This is a genomic window from Alteromonas gracilis (assembly GCF_002993325.1).
GTDB classification, from domain to species: Bacteria; Pseudomonadota; Gammaproteobacteria; order Enterobacterales; family Alteromonadaceae; genus Alteromonas; species Alteromonas gracilis.
Genome location: NZ_PVNO01000024.1, coordinates 277,103 through 293,975, shown reverse-complemented (window position 1 = coordinate 293,975; position 16,873 = coordinate 277,103). Strand labels below are relative to the sequence as shown.

The following is a 16,873-nucleotide window of genomic DNA, read 5'->3' as shown; positions in this document are numbered from 1 at the left end:
TAGCCAGCTTACTCCATAATTTCCACTTGATAGCGGCCTGTAACAATATGGCGTTCAGTATCTTCAGACACTTGGCCAAAAGGAATGAGCGCAGGTCCAGTGGGGTCATACAAAACATAAGTGTCGCCGTCGTACTCAATAGTTCTATCGTCAACCATTGGGGTTAGTGCAATACCAAGCAACGCATGATTAGGTAGAAAAACCATTATCATTTTTGTAGAGGGCAAAAACGCTCTAACCATAGCCGACGTGAGCACCGCTTTGCTGTCGCAGTCCCCCAGGTTTTGCATAAGTACGCTAACTGGCGGCGCATAACCAGAACCATTGCTGACAACCCTATCTTCTAAGGTGTCATAGGGAATACTCTGTATCCAGCCAAGAAGCAGTGAAAAATATGCTCTGGAGTCTGACTGAGATTCGAGTTTTTCATAGAAGGCCTGAGACGCAGCTACCAAAGGTTTGACCGACTCAACTGCATACCTCGCATGGTCTGGCTTGATGGCTTGTTGATTAAAAAGGGTAGTAAATCGCGTAAAATAATGGGTGTGTAGATATTCGTTATATTCTCGTTGCTGAACAGCTTTTAAATCGCTCAGTATTTTCTCGACCAGCTCTTCATTAGCGCCTCTTACTTCGATATTAATTGACTCACGCTTTGGCAAAATTTTTACGCGAGCCTCTTTAGGGTTTATTTTTTTCGCCTCTTCCATAAGGGCAACTGTGACGTAGCGCTGGGCTATCTTTGGCTTGTAGTTGGGTTGTTGAGTAGGCGCTTCGTTTAACGCCTCAGACGGTATCTCGAAAGCGATAGATTGAAGAGTATTGTCTCCATCTAGCCACTCATAACTTAACGCGACGCCCGTCTCGGTTTGCTTTTTAACGAATTTAAGCTGTTCGCTCTGTGACAAAGGAGAAATCAAAAGCCCAGCTATCAGTAAACAGGACTTTATTTTTAAACTCACTCTAGCGCTGCATGAACCAGATTGCGTGTTTTTGTAAACCACAGTGCGTACGCCTACTCGATATTACCTTCGTATTACTGAGTATGCGTTGCTGAGCGCAAAAAACAAGGTAACCGTATAGGTAACGCGCCAACCTGCTTATTCTTAAAACCAGTTGAGTTCGTTGTGTAGGCTTACAACGCTGCCCACTATGATGAGTGTAGGCGGTTGAAGCTGCGCTTCTTCTTGCTTGGCGACAATGTTTTGCAGAGTACCCGTCAGCACTTGCTGCTTTTCAGTGGTTGCTGACTGTACCAGCGCAATTGGTGTTGTGGCATCTAGACCGTGCTCTATCATTTTTTCGCAGATGATGGGAAGCCCGGTCAGGCCCATGTAAAACACCGCCGTTTGGCTTTTTTGCGCAAGGGCAGGCCAGTTAAGGTCGATAGTACCATTCTTTAAGTGCCCCGTAGCAAATACCACAGATTGTGCATGGTCTCTATGGGTAAGCGGAATACCCGCATAGCTCGATGCGCCGCTTGCGGCGGTAATCCCTGGCACAACTTGAAACTCAATGCCGTGTTTAATAAGGGGTTGAATTTCTTCGCCACCACGACCAAATATGAACGGGTCGCCGCCCTTTAAACGAACAACACGGTTGCCTTTTTTGGCCTCATCAACCATCAACTGGTTAATGTCGTCTTGCGGGAGGGTGTGATTACTTTTGGCTTTACCCACATAGATTTTTTCCGCATCACGACGTACAAGTTCAAGAATCTGCGGTGATACTAAACGATCGTACACAACAACATCAGCCTTTTGCATAAGTCGCAATGCGCGAAATGTCAGGAGGTCGGGGTCACCCGGGCCTGCACCTACCAGATATACCTGACCTTCTACTTTCTTGTTTTCAGCTGCTGCCTGCAATGCTAACTCGAAGGCTTCATCTGCTTTTTTATCTTGCCCTTTTTCTACCATTTCGGCGATGTCACCGTCGAGAACATCCTCCCAGAAATAGCGGCGCGCAGTCACACCGTTAAGCGCTTGTTTTACTTTGTCGCGAAACTTCTCTGAGAAAGAGCCGAGTCTACTTAAGTTTGCTGGTAAAACAGTCTCAAGCTTCTGGCGCAAATAGCGTAATAGCACAGGTGCCACACCGCCACTGCTCATCGCAATTACAATAGGAGAGCGGTCAACAATGGAAGGCGTAATAAACTGGCAGAGTGGCGTATTATCAACCACATTTACTAAAACTTTGTTGGCACGAGCAAGGTCGTGAATGTGCTGGTTTACTTCAGGTTTATCGGTTGCTATGAAAACCATGTCCTTGCTAGCAAGGTCATTATCTTCAAATTCGCGCTCAATGAGGGTTACTTTCTCGTTTTGTGCGATCAGTTTAACGGTGTCGCATACCCAAGGTGCAATCACAGTAACAGTGGCAGGGGTCTTCATGATCAGCTCAAGCTTGCGGGCCGCGACTTCGCCTGCCCCAACAATAAGCACATTGAGCTTTCTAGCGTCTAGAAATAACGGAAAGTAATCCATAAAGGTTTTAATAGCTTCAAATACAAAAAAAGAACTGACACTATTTTGCGCCAATTCTTTTTATTTAGAAAACAACGAAAACAGCCTTTATATTACTAATGGTTATATAAAGGCTTGTAGTTTTGTTATTTAGTTCTTACGCTTGCGCTCACGGCTGCCGCGATCTTCACGATTACCACGAGGTGCTTTATCTGCACGACTTGGGCGTTCGCCACGTCCTTCACGTTTAGGTGGAGGCGTGTCAGACCATTCGCGGATATTTAGACGCTGACCTGCCACTCGCGTGCCCGAAAGGGTATCGCGTGTTTCTTTAGGCATACCGTCTGGAAGATCTACAGTACTGAAGTTATCGTAAATCTCGATAGCACCAATGTGCTTAGAGTTGATATTCGCTTCATTAGCAATCGCGCCAACAATGTTACCTGGCTTAGCGCCGTGAACATGACCAACTTCGATACGGAAGCGCTGCATGCCTTCTTCTGGCTTGCGGTTTCCGCGTGGTACTTTCGGTTTTCTCTCGCGACCATCACGACCATCGCGGCTGCTTCTTTCGCGGCTATCGCGAGGAGGCTTGCTGTTGATGTCTGGGCGATCAGTTTCTTTAAGAATTAACGGTTCGTCGCCCTGCGCGATTTTAAGCAAAGCAGCCATTAACACTTCAGGAGATGCTTCGTTTTCTGCTTTAATCATCTCAACGATAGGCATTAACGATTCAATGCTATCGTCTTGTGTTGCTTCGGTAACCGATTGCTTGAAGCGACTTAAGCGTGTTTCGTTGATTTCGCTAATTGAAGGAATTGGCATTGCTTCAATAGGCTGCTTAGTGGTTTTCTCAATAGAGAACAACAGGCGCTTTTCGCGATGAGAGATAAATAAGATGGCGTCACCTTGACGTCCAGCACGACCAGTACGACCGATGCGGTGAACGTAAGACTCACTATCATACGGGATATCATAGTTAATAACGTGGCTTACACGCTCAACGTCAAGACCACGAGCTACTACGTCAGTAGCAACAAGAATATCGATATTGCCCTGTTTAAGCTTTTCAACCGTGCGCTCACGAGCAGCCTGAGGAATATCACCGTTTAGCGGCTCTACATCGTAACCACGGGCTGACAATTTATCTGCCAACTCAACAGTAGCGGTTTTCGTACGCACGAAAATAATCATGCCGTCAAACACTTCCACTTCCATGATGCGAGTTAACGCTTCAAGTTTGTGATGTGGCGCGATTTGACAGTAACGCTGGCGAATAGTGCTTGCAGTACTTACCTTAGACGCAATTTTTACGTGCTTAGGATCTTTCAAGTAGCGCTCTGTAATTTTCTTGATTGGGCCAGGCATCGTTGCAGAGAACAACGCAGTTTGGCGCTCTTCTGGTGCGTGGCTAAGTATAAGCTCTACGTCATCAATAAAGCCCATGCGAAGCATTTCGTCTGCTTCGTCAAGCACAAGATACTTAAGCTCGCTTAAGTCTAACGTTTTGCGCTTGATATGGTCGATTATACGTCCTGGTGTACCAACAACAACTTGTACGCCACGCTTAAGCTGGCGAATTTGGTTGTCGTACGACTGGCCGCCGTATACTGGAAGTACTTTAATTTTTTGACTAAAGCTCGCATAAACCTGAAACGCCTCTGCAACCTGAATAGCTAGTTCACGGGTTGGGGCCAATACCAGTAATTGCGGCTTACGTTGCTCAGGATCGATATTTGCCAACATAGGCAGGGCAAACGCAGCGGTTTTTCCTGTCCCTGTCTGTGCCTGACCGAGTAAATCGTGACCATTAAGAAGAAGAGGGATGCTCTCTGCTTGAATAGGTGACGGTTTCTCGTAGCCAACTTTTTCGAGGGCTTGTAAGATAGGTTCTGGTAGATTGAGGTCTTTAAATGTCATGTCGACAGTTGTTGTCATTAAGGGTCCTGGTGCATTAAGTAAGGAGGGTGCGGCATACGATTAAACCGAATTCAGCGGTTTATTATCGCAAGACGCTATACAGCGATTAACTAGCACATGAGGCGAGTTTAAGTAGCGTATTTTTAGCGTATTTCGCGATATGCTTGCCAGCAGTGTTGCAAAAACCCATATTATATTCGAATAATGGACAGGTTGCCACGAAATTGCACAAATTAGATGAAATAATAAGCAGTGTGATGGGCGCTTTTTACAATTGTGCAGCAGTGTGACAATAAAAATTTGAGGAAGGGCAAGGAATTACAATGACAAAGCATAAAACAAATAAATTAATTAAGCGCACCACGTTGGCAGTAATGTTAACCAGTGCACTTTTGTCAGGCTGTAGTGAAAAGTCTATGGAAAGCCATCTGGCTGACGCAAGAAATTATGCTTCTCAGCAGCAACTCGACGCAGCGATTGTTGAGTACAAAAACGCAATTCAAAAGGCGCCCAATGCGGCTGAGCCGCGCTTCGAATTAGGTAAACTATATTTACAGCAAAATAATTTCGCTGCGGCGGAAAAAGAGCTTAACAAGGCAATGGACCTGGGGCACCCCGTGAGTCAGGTCATTCCGCTTCTTTCGGTCGCTTATCAACAGTCGGGGGCAGAGAACGCCCTTTCTGAGTTGGACTACCGAGCAGAAGGCATGACAGCGGTGGAGTCAGCGGAAGTGGGGTTTTATAAGCTTCAGGCGCTAATGCAGCTAGGCAAAACAGAGGAAGCGCAGGCACTCCTTGCTGATTTGTCTACCTTGGACACCAGCTCAGTATATAAAGGGCTTATTGATAGCTACGTCTTCGTTTTAAATAACGATATGGAAGGCGCCTTAGCTGCCACTGAGGCCTTGCGCGAACAAGCGCCTACAAATAAAGATGTGCTTCAGCAGCTCGCCAAGATATATCTTCAAAACGGTGAGCCTGAAAAAGCAGCCGAAGTTTACGGTGTTTATGTTAGTCAGTTTCCAGATGACGTGACCAGCAAGTTCGCTTATGCCGCGTTGTTAATAGAGATTAGAGATTTAGAAAAAGCAGCGCCTATTGTTAATGACTTGCTGACCCTTAACGAAAACCACCCATTGCTTAATACTTTTAAAGGCATTATCGAGTCGGCTAATGAAAATTATGCTAAAGCATTAGAGCATCTAGAGATTGCTGTACAAAACGGTAGAAGCGATCAAGTTGTTCGCCTAGTGGCCGGTTTTAGTGCTTATCAAATTCAAGACTTCGAGGCTGCTCAGCGACACTTGACCATGGTTGCATCAAGTTTACCTGATAACCACCCTGGCCTTCGCATGCTGGCAGATAGCATGCTTCAGCTTGGTGAGAATGACGAAGCGCTAGAAGTTCTAGCTCGGGTAGAAGGTGAGCAGGGTATTGACGCTGCATTGTTCTCAAAAGCCAGCTATCAGTTACTGAAAGACGGTAATGTGGTGGGCGCCAAACAAATGGTAGAAAAGTCTGAGGCAGTCAGCGCTACTGCTGAAGATTTATCTCGTCTTGGCGTGCTTCAATTATCACTGAACGATATTGACGGCTTGGTGAACCTTGAAGAGGCTGTAGAGAAAGCACCAGAGTCAGTGACATCACAAGCCACCTTGCTGCGGGCTTATATTGCAACGAATCAGCTAGATAAAGCAAAGGTTGCCGCAAAAGAATGGCATGAGCAGTCGCCAGAGACGGCTGCCCCGCTCATCTATCTCGGTAACATTGCTACTGCAGAGGGCGCTTATCAAGAAGCTGCTCAGTACCTCGATAAAGCAAGTGGTTTAAGCGATGCGGGTAACGAGGTGACGTACTCACGCGCTAATCTTCTTGTAGCCGAGGGGAAAAAAGAAAATGCTATTGCGTTTATTCGCGCTTTTATTGATGAGAACCCTGCAGATGTTCAGGCATTGGCGTTATGGTTTGCATTGGCAGCGGAAGAGGGGGATGGCAACGCGGTTATCGCCCACACGCAAACACAATTTAACAAGAACAAGAGCGATCTTAAGTTAAGGCTGCTACTAGCGAGAATGTACTCGATAAACGGTCAGCTTGATAACACCGTGTCACTGTTAGCGGATGTAGAGGGTGACGAATCGTCACCTCAGGTTTTTTGGAACTTAAAAGGCCAAACGCTTATAGCGACGAATAATGTAAAAGAGGCAACGGCCTTTTTTGACCGCTGGCTGTCCTTTTACCCACAAGACAAAAACGCGGTTCTAGGCAAACTATTAATTGTTGATTCACAGAAGCAGTTTAAGCAAGGTCTAGCCCTTACCGATAAAGTGCTTGCGAAGCGTCCCGACGCACAATTAACGCTAATGAAAGCGTATTTCCATAGTCGTTTAGGTCAGGCAAAACCAGCTTGGGAAATTATCAATAGCACGACCGATGATGTAAAAGCATTGCCATTTGTGAGAGGTATTATTGCGCGTTTGCATCTTATCGAGAAGGCGCCAGAGCAAGCAGTAGAACACGCTAAAGCGGCCTATGACGCAACGCCAAATTCAGACAATGCGCTGCTTTTAGTGGCAGCACTGGAAATGTCTGGTAAGAAAGAGCAGGCGTTTAGCTTTTTAGAGAAACATGTTGGTGCTCACAATAATGATGTGCAAAGCGCCATGCTGCTGGCTGAGCGTCAAATTCGCTCAGACCGAAAGGCGGCTATAGATACCTATGAACAGGTGTTGTCCAAAACACCAGACAACTTTGTGGTATTGAATAACTTAGCGTATTTAGCTTTTGAAGATGGCGAATTAAAACGGGCTGAGGAGCTCGCGAAAAAAGCTGTGTCCTTACAGCGTGAAAACGCAGATGCTGTAGATACATTGGCGCAAATCTATATTGCTAAAGGTGATAAAGAGGCAGCGTTGGCGCTTTACGAGCAAGTTTCCGCAGGTCCTATCGCAAGCGATGAGGTTTATTTGAACCATGTAGACTTGTTACTTGCGCTCGATAAAGAGGCATTAGCGAAGCGTCGTTTAGCAAGCAGAGAATTTTCGTCCGAAGCAGCAAAGCAAAGAGCGGAGAATATTAAACAACAACACGGGCTTTAAACGCTTTTAGAAGAGCGAAGCGGTTGGTTTCCTCTTCACATTACTTGTAAAAAACAAAGGCCACATTCGTGGCCTTTGTTAAATGTGATGTTAAGTGTTGCTTGTCTCTTTAAGGAAGGCTAAGGGCAGCATAAATTGACATGCTACAGTGCGCTCGTTTGTGCAGAGCCCTTAACTAATCGCGCTTTGAATGCTGCGCCGACAATTGCATTTTAAGCTCGCGCAGCTCTTTCATTACATCGTGCAGTGTTGGCTCTACATGCCCTTGGGCAATTTGCTCTTCAAGCAATGCCGCTTCTTTTTCTGCCCGCGCTTTTTCATTTTCTCTTTCCATTACGTTTACCACAATGCCAATCACCATGTTTAGAAAGGCGAACGCCGTAAAGAAGATGAACGTGAGATAGAAAATCCAACTCAGCGAATATACTTCTTGGGTTTCATACATAACATCTGTCCAATCCTCAAAGGTCATGATCCTAAAGAGTGTTAGCATCGAGATGGTAATATCTCCCCACAGCACTGGGTTAATGTTCTCAAATAGCGTGCTGCCCACTGCGGCGTATATGTAGAAGATAATAAACATTAACAGCATCACATAGCCTAGCTGAGGCAATGCTTTAACCAGTGAAACCAATAAAATCCGTAGCTCTGGGATGATTGAAATCATACGCAGCACACGGAAAACACGCACTAAGCGTGCAATCAACGCAAGCTCCGTATCATCTGCGGGGATCAAACTGATAATAACGATTAGCGTATCAAACCAGTTCCAAAAGCTTCTGAAAAAGTAGCGCTTACGCTTTTCGGCTAAAAAGCGAATGGTGAGTTCAGTTAAAAAGAAAGCGCTGATAAACCAATCTAGGAACAAGGTTACTGAAGCCATTGCCGAGGGAAGTTCGTAGGTTTTTGCACCTACAAGCAGGGCGGAAATTACAATAACGCTTATAACAAAGGCTTCGAACCATTTATTGGCGCGGATCCGTTCAAATTTATTTTGAAGTTCAGAGGCTTGCATTTTTATTTATCACTCAAGGAAAAATCACTAAACCAACAGGCTTGCTGTAAGCTCGTTTGGCGTTATACTAAAGTTGCAGTTTGCACATTTAATGCGACATAAATGTTGGGGCAACACGCGCATTTTAAAACCGTTACCTGTGCATGTAATAAAAAATAGTCATTAAAAACGTAGGTAAAAAATAAAGGGCACAATCATGGATGATGAATTACGTCTATTGCAAGCAAAATTACGCGCTGTGTCTACGCGCTTATCTACCCCCATTCTAAGCAAACAAAATGCTCAGGCACTGTGCCATGAATACCGCGAGCTGTTGGGTGCTCTACAAAAGTTCACATCGCTAAAATAACGCTTTTGTTTAAGCGTCTAATTTGGCTAAGAGACTAATTTGGCTCAGAGATTAATTTGACTAAGAGACTAATTTGACTAAGAGATTAACGCGCATAAAAAAGGGCAGCCGCTCGCTACCCTTTTATCCTTATTAAGGCTTTGTTAGCACCCTAATTTTTTATCCATTGCTATCGGTTTGTACCGGCTTAAGACCGCGGTTAACCATCGCCACATCTTCACCTGTCAATGTACCTGCCGCTTGCTTAAGCGTTATCACTGACTGAATAAAGTCGTAGCGAGCGCCCGCAAGGTTACGGCGTGCGTCAAACAAGTTACGGGTGCTGTCCAATACGTCAACAATAGTACGCGTACCTACGTCAAAGCCTGCTTCTGTGGCTTTAAGTGCACTATCAGCTGAAACCACAGATTGTTCTAATGCGCGAATAGTTGAGATAGACGCTTTCACGTTATTAAACGAGCTGCGAACAGATTGTACTGTTTGACGATAGGTTTGCTCGGTAGCTTGGCTTTGTGCAACGTAATTATATTTGGCCCGCTGCGTTTGAGCACTTACGCTGCCGCCTTGATAAATTGGCACGCTTAGCGTAACACCTATCGACTGGCTGTCTAGATAAGGCGTGTCGTATGCGACAGGCGCGCTCTGACCCGCATCGTTAATAAATTCCCCTTCAACTTCGTCTTTTGAGCGACCGTATCTACCCGATAAAGACAGTGTCGGTAAGTGCCCTGAACGCGCAATCGCAATGTCTTCTTTCGCAATGTCCATGGCTAAACGGTCAACGAGTAACGCTAAATTTTTATCTTCAGCGGTTTCTAACCAGCTTTCTACGGTTTCAGGCACCGGCATGGTTGCTGAGAAATTCTCTTTATTAAGGCCATATAAGTTATCGTGGTACTTACCAGTAATAACCCGTAGTGCTTCAAGGGCAAATTCAAGCTCGTTTTTAGCCTGTATTTCCTGTGCCACTGTTCTATCAAAATTAGCCTGTGCTTCGTGCACGTCAGTAATTGCAGTCAAACCAACTTCAAAGCGCTGACGAGTTTGTTCTAATTGACGCTCGATAGCACGTTTCTCAGAGCCAACAAACTCTACGTTATCGCGAGCGCGAAGCACGTCAAAATAAGCCGTAACTGTTCTCACAATAACGTCCTGTATGCTTGCGGCAAGCTGAGCGTCACTTTGTTCCGCAACCTTCTCAGCACGGTCTAAATTTAGCCAGTTTGCATGGTCGTATAGTGACATAGATAGCGAAATGCCGTAGTCCTTGGTGTCTACCGTGGTGTCGGTAGTGAAAATTGTATCTGGACCTAGCTGTTGAAAACGCTCAGATTCGGAATGGGTATAACCCACCGAACCTGAAATTTGGGGGAGCAGGCTTGCACGGCTAAGACTAATTCCTTCAAACGCAGCATCACGTTGCGCTTTCGCTTGGTTTACCAATGGATCGTTCGCCAGTGCTTGTTGATATACCCTCATTAGGTCATCGGCCAAGGCACTAGTTGTCATCGATACTCCGATAACCAGCGACAGAAGTGTTCGTTTCATGCTTACGTCTTCCTGTTGTGTTCAAGTTGCGTCGTCGTGTTTTCGTTGAGACGACTAATTAAAACCAAGTGTATGAAAATTCAACCACAAACCGAAAGTACAAACTCGTAACAGTATTCGTTTAACTGTAACAGAATATGTGATCTACCCACGCAATTATTATAGTAATAGACGACTTGTAATATGACTTTTCTGCTATTCGATCACACCTAAATATTGCATTTACAACGCATATACATGGTTGGTGTGTAAATGTACTATGTATGATAAATCTATTTGAACCATAAGTGTCAGCAAATGAGCAAGGAATTCCTTTCATTTACCTCAAATGATGTAGAAATCATCGATATTAAGCCCGTGTATCGTGGTTTCTTTACGATGAATCAATATCAATTTAAACACAAGTGCTTCAATGGAGAATGGAGCGACACCGTCACCCGCGAAATTTTTGAACGCGGTCATGCAGTGGGGGTACTACCTTACGATCCCATTCTCCAAGAGTTCGTACTGATCGAGCAGGTAAGAATTGGGGCGTTGGCCACATCTTCAAGTCCTTGGCTGATAGAAATTATCGCAGGCATGATAGATGAAGGGGAAACGCCCGAAAACGTGTGCCACAGAGAGTCAATGGAAGAAGCGGGTATCGAGCTTGATAACCTCACTAAAGCGCTCAGTTATCTATCCAGCCCTGGTGGCACGACAGAAAGATTACATATTTTTATAGCGAAAACGAACGCGGCGAAAGCGCACGGTATCCACGGCTTGGATACCGAGTCTGAAGATATTAAGGTGCATCGGGTGAAAGAGAATACCGCCCTTGAATGGTTGGAAAATGGCCATATTGACAACGCGGCGGCAATAATTGCGCTACAATGGTTCTTTATGCACAAAACTCAACTACTGGAGCAATGGCAGACATCGTGACTCAACGTAATCAACGAAAGTACGTACCTAATCTTCCGTCTATGCAGGCGCTTTGCGAACTGAATTACTCGTATGTTTTGAGGATTCTGCCTGACTGCGATACGGAAGATTTGAGCTACGAATTTTCGGTAGGGGTTGGTCTGTCTTATGAAATTCGCATTGTCGATTCTTCTCGTTACACCAGTACGATAAGCATTAAGCAAACCACGAAAGATATGCCGTCATACCTAACGCCCAGCATGACGGTGCGCTTGTATCACGATGCGCGTATGGCTGAGGTCATAAACAGCCAAAATACAGGTGCCCTTGAGCCATCCTATGATTATCCAAATTTAAAAATGCGGCAGCGCAACGAAAAGCACATGGTTAATATCTTCTTAGCTGAATGGCTAAATTTTTGTTTGCAGCATGCATCAAACGTTACTTCTGAAGCGTGATTACCCTTCTACAGTTAAGTGATTGCCACTTACTTAAAGATAAAGAAAAAGCAGGTTATGCAGGCATTGCCCCATACCACTCGCTAGCGCGTGTGCTTCAAAATGCGGTAAGTCCCTATATCAAACGAAGTATGGATGATTGGAATGTCAGTCAGCCTCTTCGAGATAACGAGCATAAAGTAATCATGCTCGTGACAGGCGACATTAGCGGTGACAACTCTTTAGAAAGCTATCGGCACTTTACTGCGCTAATGGACCACTACTTAGCGGATGCAGATATAGAATGGTATGTACTGGCGGGTAATCACGACAACAATCCACATTTTGACGCGGTGTTGGGTGAACGGACGCTTAAAAGCGATAAACCAATAGTTTGCCAGCGCTGGCATATTCACGGCCTGGATACTCGCTCATCAAGTGATATTTATACAGCGGCAGGAGAATTAAAAAATGAGGACGTTTGTGCGCTTGAACAAGCGTTAGTGAGTGCCCCTAGGAATAACCATCTTGTTGCATTGCATCACCATGTGCTTCCGTCAAATAGTTGGATGGATAAGCACTATTTGGATAATGCGTCTAAAGTTGTGGCACTATCTGAGCAATATTCACAAATTAAAGCGTTAATTCATGGCCATGTACATTCGCCGTTACGCCAAACAATAGGTTCAGACAGTATTCCCTCTTACGGCAGTCCCTCTACATGTTGGCAGTGGAAGATGCAGGTAGAATTTTGTGTAAGCGACGAGGCACCGGGTTATCAGGTGATAGAGCTTTGCGATGATGGTGCAGTGAATGTAACGGTTAAACGGGTTGAAAAATAAGAGACAACAATGCAGCACATTTTATATCTTCACGGCTTTTTGAGTTCGCCAAAATCAATTAAAGCGCAGGCCACTAAAGCCTATTTCGAAAAGCATCATTCTGATGTCACATTGCATATTCCAGAGCTATCTAACTTTCCAAGCAAGGTTGAAAGCCAACTTCTTGCGCTTATTGAAAGTACTCCTGCGCTCTTGGAAGATGGGCTTAAACTGATAGGCAGTTCCATGGGCGGTTACCTCTCTACATTTTTGTTAGAGAAGTTTGGTGGCAAAGCGGTGCTAATAAACCCGGCTGTTCGTCCTTATGAATTACTGCAAAGCTTTATTGGCGAACATGAAAACCCGTACAGTAAAGAAAAGTTTGAAATCGTCGCGAGTGATATGGAAGTGATAAAAGCGTTGGAAGCCTCGTCACTGAGCGCGCCAGAGCGCTACAAAGTATTGCTTCAAACAGAGGATGAAACCCTTGATTACCGGCTTGCTGAAGAAAAGTATGCGCAAAGCCAGCTTGTCATTGAGCAAGGCGGTGACCACAGCTTTGTAGGCTACGAAAATCACTTACCTGCTATCGCTCAATTTTTGCTAAACTAAGCGCATTGCCAGGCTCATCGAGCCCTGCTAACATCAAACAAACACAGTGCAGTACTGTGATTAATACCAGTGCTGTTTACTTCCTTTTCGTCGCTGGCTTAAATAATAACCATAACTATGTCAAATCAATACAATTCAGATGCTATCGAGGTTTTAAACGGCCTTGACCCCGTAAAGCGCCGCCCTGGTATGTATACCGACACCACCCGACCGAATCATTTAGGTCAGGAAGTCATCGATAACAGTGTGGATGAAGCGTTAGCCGGACATGCGTCTAACATCAAAGTTATTTTGCATGAAGACCAGTCGTTAGAAGTGATTGATGACGGTCGCGGTATGCCTGTAGATATCCACCCTGAAGAGGGAATATCGGGCGTAGAGCTTATTCTCTGTAAGCTTCATGCCGGTGGTAAGTTTTCAAACAAAAACTATGCGTTTTCTGGTGGTTTACACGGGGTGGGTATCTCGGTTGTAAATGCGCTTTCAACGCGCGTTGAGGTGACCATCAGACGCGATAGTAATGTATATCAAATTGCGTTTGAAAACGGCGATAAAGTAGAAGATTTGCAGGTTATTGATACCTGTGGCAAGCGAAATACGGGAACCCGGGTTCATTTTTGGCCCGATCCCCAATATTTCGACTCAGCCAAGTTCTCTGTTAGCCGCTTAATTCACAATTTGCGTGCAAAAGCGGTTCTTAGCCCTGGCCTTCGTATTCGTTTCGACAATAAAATTTCGAAAGAAAGCCAAGAATGGTATTACGAAGACGGGTTAAAAGACTATTTATACCAAGCGGTAGAAGAGTTTGAGACACTGCCGTCTGATGCACCTTTTGTCGGCACATTTAGCGGTAACACAGAAGCGGCAGATTGGGCGGTAATGTGGTTGCCCGAGGGCGGCGATTTGGTGACAGAAAGCTATGTGAACCTTATCCCCACTGCGCAAGGCGGTACGCACGTTAATGGTCTTCGACAGGGATTATTAGAATCAATGCGGGAGTTTTGTGAGTTCAGAAACCTCATGCCTCGTGGTGTTAAGTTATCTCCCGACGACATCTGGGATCGCTGCGCCTACATTCTATCAACCAAAATGCAGGACCCACAGTTTGCCGGGCAAACCAAAGAACGCCTATCTTCGCGCCAAGCCAGCGCGTTTGTATCGGGTGTGGTGAAAGACGCCTTCAGTCTTTGGTTAAACCAGCACACAGAAATTGCTGAAGCGCTTGCTGATATGTGTATCAACAATGCACAACGACGTCTGCGCCAAACCAAAAAAGTAGCCCGCAAGAAAGTAACGCAAGGTCCAGCTTTACCCGGAAAGCTTACCGATTGCTCTTCACAAGACATCTCTTACTCTGAACTTTTCTTAGTAGAAGGTGACTCGGCGGGTGGTTCGGCCAAACAGGCTCGTGACAGAGAGTTTCAGGCAATTATGCCGCTGCGGGGTAAAATCCTTAATAGTTGGGAAGTCGACTCCTCTCAGGTATTGGCGTCTCAGGAGATTCACGACATTTCGGTGGCATTGGGCATTGACCCTGACTCAACCGATTTGTCGGGTTTACGCTACGGTAAAATTTGTATATTAGCGGATGCTGACTCCGATGGGCTACACATTGCGACCTTGCTTTGTGCGCTTTTTGTACGTCATTTTAGAACTTTGGTTGATGCAGGCCATGTGTATGTTGCTATGCCGCCACTATTTAGAATAGACGTGGGCAAAGACGTTTATTACGCACTGGATGAAGGTGAAAAGCAGGGGATTCTTGATCGTATTGAAGCTGAGAAAAAGCGCGGTAAAGTCAACGTGCAGCGCTTTAAAGGCTTGGGCGAAATGAACCCATTACAGCTTCGTGAAACTACCATGGATCCAAATACCCGTCGCCTCGTTCAGCTTACCATTGAAGACGCGGAAGAGATGATGGAACTGATGGACATGTTGCTTGCTAAAAAGCGCTCTGGTGATAGAAAAATCTGGCTGGAAAGCAAAGGTAATATGGCAGAAGTAGTGCTGTAAAAAGCCGCTTTAGCACATGCCTTCAGTAACTTGCAGATAAGGCCTAACTAGTAATAAAGCAAAAGTGAAACGCCAAGACACTATCCTGATAAAGGGAGTGCTTGGCGTTTTAGTTTGTACATCTTCAATAAGATACTTCCTCGCATAACAACACTTGTTCCATTTAAGATAAGTAGCGGCCAGCTTTGGCTCAGTGGCATTGTTAGACCAAACAACAAAGTGCTAACGTCTTTAATAAGAATATTCTTGAAAAGCGAGAATGACAGCGAGCCTACTTTTTGTCGTCGTTGTAAGACCAACCATTGATGCAGTGAACCTTGAAACAAAACAACGGTGACCGCAAGCATCAGGGTATTCGCTCCTAATTGTGCCAATGCCGGGAACGGGCGAAATGCGATTGATAGCGTACCGCCAATAAGAGCAAACAATGCAAGCGCGGTAACAGCGGCACAAAGGCGTGTACGCCTGTGCTCCCATATTTTCCAAATAATGATGAGTGTAAGGATAAGCGCACCAAAACGCGTCCACACAAGATAGTGGTTGAAAGGCTCAACAGAGATACCAAACAAGAAAATTGAAAAAAACGCGAAGTAGCTAGAGCCAAATTGATTAAGGGAAAGACTGTGATTAGCGTCATTATCGACCACAACTTGGCTTCGTGCCATGGCTTTTATTTGTGACCACAGTCCTAACCACGTAAGTAAAAATAGCGCTGCACTCGCAAAACCCAAGACGTGGTAAAGCACTTTGATAACTCCACTTTAAGATATTGATAATATTGAAGTGTAAATAGTGTATCACAGCAAAACGAAGGCAAGACGAGAAGAAAACGCACTATGAATTCAGGGCAGCTTGAAGCCATCAAATTTTCGATTGGCCCAGTACCTGCTTCCCCACAAATAAGGTTTCGAAAATAGCGCAAATTCATTAGCAAGGAGGATTATTTTGACATTGTACCCAGTTACTTCATCATCACATCATCGGGCAGTTGGTAACGAAACCACAACGCTTCTTTTTGATCATGACGGTACACTTATTGATTCGGAGACCGTACATTACGACTTGTGGAGGGACATTTTGCATGAGTACAGGGTGGAACTTAGCGAAGATTTTTATTGCGAAGTGATGGCAGGTATACCCGTTAAGCAAAACGCAGTTGATTTGGTGGAGCACTTTCAACTCGACGTTGCGCCTGCCGTGTTAGCTGATAAAAAGCACAAGAGTATTAGCGACTACTTAGATAGGCAAGCATTTCCCCTCATGCCTTTTGCTAAAGAAACCCTTAGTACGTGCTTCAAAAATGGCTATACCATCGGCATCGTAACAGGAGGAAGCAAGAAGTCTGTCGAAAAGACGCTGTCGCAGTATGAGTTAGGCAGCTATGTGTCTTGTGTGGTCGCTGTGGAAGATGTAGCAAATAGTAAACCTGCTCCTGACTGCTATGAACTCGCTATGGCTAAATTAAACAAGTCGCCTAGCGAGTGCGTTGCCATTGAAGACACGCAGACGGGGATGAATGCGGCAGTCTCTGCGGGTTTAGCTTGTGTGGTAGTCCCAACTATTTTATCAAAGCACCATGATTTTACACGCGCAACCGTTCAATACACTAGCTTAAATGAATGGGTAAGCAGGGAATTTGGCCGCTAAAGCAGTGGTAACCAAGCTCTATGACTTGTCAGGCCACTTAATCGT

The 16,873-nt window shown here is 45.1% G+C and carries 14 protein-coding genes; 8 read left to right on the top strand and 6 right to left on the bottom strand.

All coding sequences use genetic code 11. The features are described from left to right. Nucleotides 1–8: 8 nt before the first annotated feature. The 3 genes from C6Y39_RS08320 to C6Y39_RS08310 all read right to left on the bottom strand — a co-directional run bounded on the left by C6Y39_RS08320 (nt 9) and on the right by C6Y39_RS08310 (nt 4,403). Complete coding sequence (locus C6Y39_RS08320) at nt 9–962, bottom strand: hypothetical protein (protein ID WP_240618843.1); 954 nt, start codon at nt 960–962, stop codon at nt 9–11. A gap of 144 nt (nt 963–1,106) precedes the next feature. Further along, a complete protein-coding gene (gene cysG, locus C6Y39_RS08315) occupies nt 1,107–2,486 on the bottom strand; it encodes a siroheme synthase CysG (protein WP_105930863.1) in 1,380 nt (459 codons plus the stop codon). Between the two features lie 129 nt (nt 2,487–2,615). Then, on the bottom strand, nt 2,616–4,403 hold the full coding sequence (locus C6Y39_RS08310) for a DEAD/DEAH box helicase (RefSeq protein ID WP_105930799.1): 1,788 nt from the start codon (nt 4,401–4,403) through the stop codon (nt 2,616–2,618). Between the two features lie 305 nt (nt 4,404–4,708). On the opposite strand from C6Y39_RS08310, the gene prsT reads away from it, so the two are divergent. Continuing rightward, nucleotides 4,709–7,483: an XrtA/PEP-CTERM system TPR-repeat protein PrsT gene (gene prsT, locus C6Y39_RS08305; RefSeq protein ID WP_105930798.1), complete on the top strand. Its 2,775-nt coding sequence runs from the start codon at nt 4,709–4,711 to the stop codon at nt 7,481–7,483. A gap of 175 nt (nt 7,484–7,658) precedes the next feature. Here the strand turns inward: prsT and C6Y39_RS08300 are convergent, their stop codons facing one another. Beyond that, on the bottom strand, nt 7,659–8,498 hold the full coding sequence (locus tag C6Y39_RS08300; protein WP_105930797.1) for an ion transporter: 840 nt from the start codon (nt 8,496–8,498) through the stop codon (nt 7,659–7,661). A 196-nt stretch (nt 8,499–8,694) separates the two neighbouring features. Between C6Y39_RS08300 and C6Y39_RS18745 the strand changes: the two genes are divergently transcribed. After that, complete coding sequence (locus C6Y39_RS18745; RefSeq protein ID WP_167390637.1) at nt 8,695–8,847, top strand: hypothetical protein; 153 nt, start codon at nt 8,695–8,697, stop codon at nt 8,845–8,847. Nucleotides 8,848–9,006: 159 nt separating this feature from the next. Here C6Y39_RS18745 and tolC read toward each other — a convergent pair whose 3' ends face one another. Then, nucleotides 9,007–10,395: an outer membrane channel protein TolC gene (gene tolC / locus C6Y39_RS08295; protein ID WP_105930796.1), complete on the bottom strand. Its 1,389-nt coding sequence runs from the start codon at nt 10,393–10,395 to the stop codon at nt 9,007–9,009. A gap of 297 nt (nt 10,396–10,692) precedes the next feature. On the opposite strand from tolC, the gene nudF reads away from it, so the two are divergent. The 5 genes from nudF (at nt 10,693) to parE (ending at nt 15,181) form a co-directional block, all read left to right on the top strand. Then, the gene (gene nudF, locus C6Y39_RS08290; protein ID WP_105930795.1) at nt 10,693–11,319 is read left to right on the top strand and encodes an ADP-ribose diphosphatase; all 627 of its coding nucleotides are present in this window, start codon (nt 10,693–10,695) and stop codon (nt 11,317–11,319) included. Between the two features lie 41 nt (nt 11,320–11,360). After that, complete coding sequence (locus C6Y39_RS08285; protein ID WP_205664177.1) at nt 11,361–11,756, top strand: DUF1249 domain-containing protein; 396 nt, start codon at nt 11,361–11,363, stop codon at nt 11,754–11,756. Continuing rightward, nucleotides 11,753–12,577, top strand: coding sequence for a metallophosphoesterase family protein (locus tag C6Y39_RS08280; RefSeq protein WP_105930794.1), 825 nt, complete (start codon nt 11,753–11,755; stop codon nt 12,575–12,577). Before C6Y39_RS08285 ends, C6Y39_RS08280 begins: the two co-directional genes overlap by 4 nt. A gap of 9 nt (nt 12,578–12,586) precedes the next feature. Continuing rightward, nucleotides 12,587–13,168: a YqiA/YcfP family alpha/beta fold hydrolase gene (locus C6Y39_RS08275; protein ID WP_105930793.1), complete on the top strand. Its 582-nt coding sequence runs from the start codon at nt 12,587–12,589 to the stop codon at nt 13,166–13,168. A gap of 117 nt (nt 13,169–13,285) precedes the next feature. Next, nucleotides 13,286–15,181 carry a DNA topoisomerase IV subunit B gene (gene parE / locus C6Y39_RS08270; RefSeq protein ID WP_105930792.1) on the top strand — a complete coding sequence of 632 codons (1,896 nt, stop codon included), beginning with the start codon at nt 13,286–13,288 and terminating at the stop codon, nt 15,179–15,181. Nucleotides 15,182–15,261: 80 nt separating this feature from the next. Here the strand turns inward: parE and C6Y39_RS08265 are convergent, their stop codons facing one another. Next, complete coding sequence (locus C6Y39_RS08265; protein WP_105930791.1) at nt 15,262–15,927, bottom strand: hypothetical protein; 666 nt, start codon at nt 15,925–15,927, stop codon at nt 15,262–15,264. A gap of 199 nt (nt 15,928–16,126) precedes the next feature. On the opposite strand from C6Y39_RS08265, the gene C6Y39_RS08260 reads away from it, so the two are divergent. After that, nucleotides 16,127–16,828 carry an HAD family hydrolase gene (locus tag C6Y39_RS08260; RefSeq protein ID WP_105930790.1) on the top strand — a complete coding sequence of 234 codons (702 nt, stop codon included), beginning with the start codon at nt 16,127–16,129 and terminating at the stop codon, nt 16,826–16,828. Nucleotides 16,829–16,873: the final 45 nt, after the last annotated feature.

Coding starts and splice junctions, on each gene's coding strand:
- prsT (WP_105930798.1), top strand. CDS start 4,709: ATGACAAAGCATAAAACAAATAAATTAATTAAGCGCACCACGTTGGCA.
- C6Y39_RS08285 (WP_205664177.1), top strand. CDS start 11,361: ATGCAGGCGCTTTGCGAACTGAATTACTCGTATGTTTTGAGGATTCTG.
- cysG (WP_105930863.1), bottom strand. CDS start 2,486: ATGGATTACTTTCCGTTATTTCTAGACGCTAGAAAGCTCAATGTGCTT.
- parE (WP_105930792.1), top strand. CDS start 13,286: ATGTCAAATCAATACAATTCAGATGCTATCGAGGTTTTAAACGGCCTT.
- C6Y39_RS08275 (WP_105930793.1), top strand. CDS start 12,587: ATGCAGCACATTTTATATCTTCACGGCTTTTTGAGTTCGCCAAAATCA.
- C6Y39_RS08300 (WP_105930797.1), bottom strand. CDS start 8,498: ATGCAAGCCTCTGAACTTCAAAATAAATTTGAACGGATCCGCGCCAAT.
- tolC (WP_105930796.1), bottom strand. CDS start 10,395: ATGAAACGAACACTTCTGTCGCTGGTTATCGGAGTATCGATGACAACT.
- C6Y39_RS18745 (WP_167390637.1), top strand. CDS start 8,695: ATGGATGATGAATTACGTCTATTGCAAGCAAAATTACGCGCTGTGTCT.
- nudF (WP_105930795.1), top strand. CDS start 10,693: ATGAGCAAGGAATTCCTTTCATTTACCTCAAATGATGTAGAAATCATC.
- C6Y39_RS08310 (WP_105930799.1), bottom strand. CDS start 4,403: ATGACAACAACTGTCGACATGACATTTAAAGACCTCAATCTACCAGAA.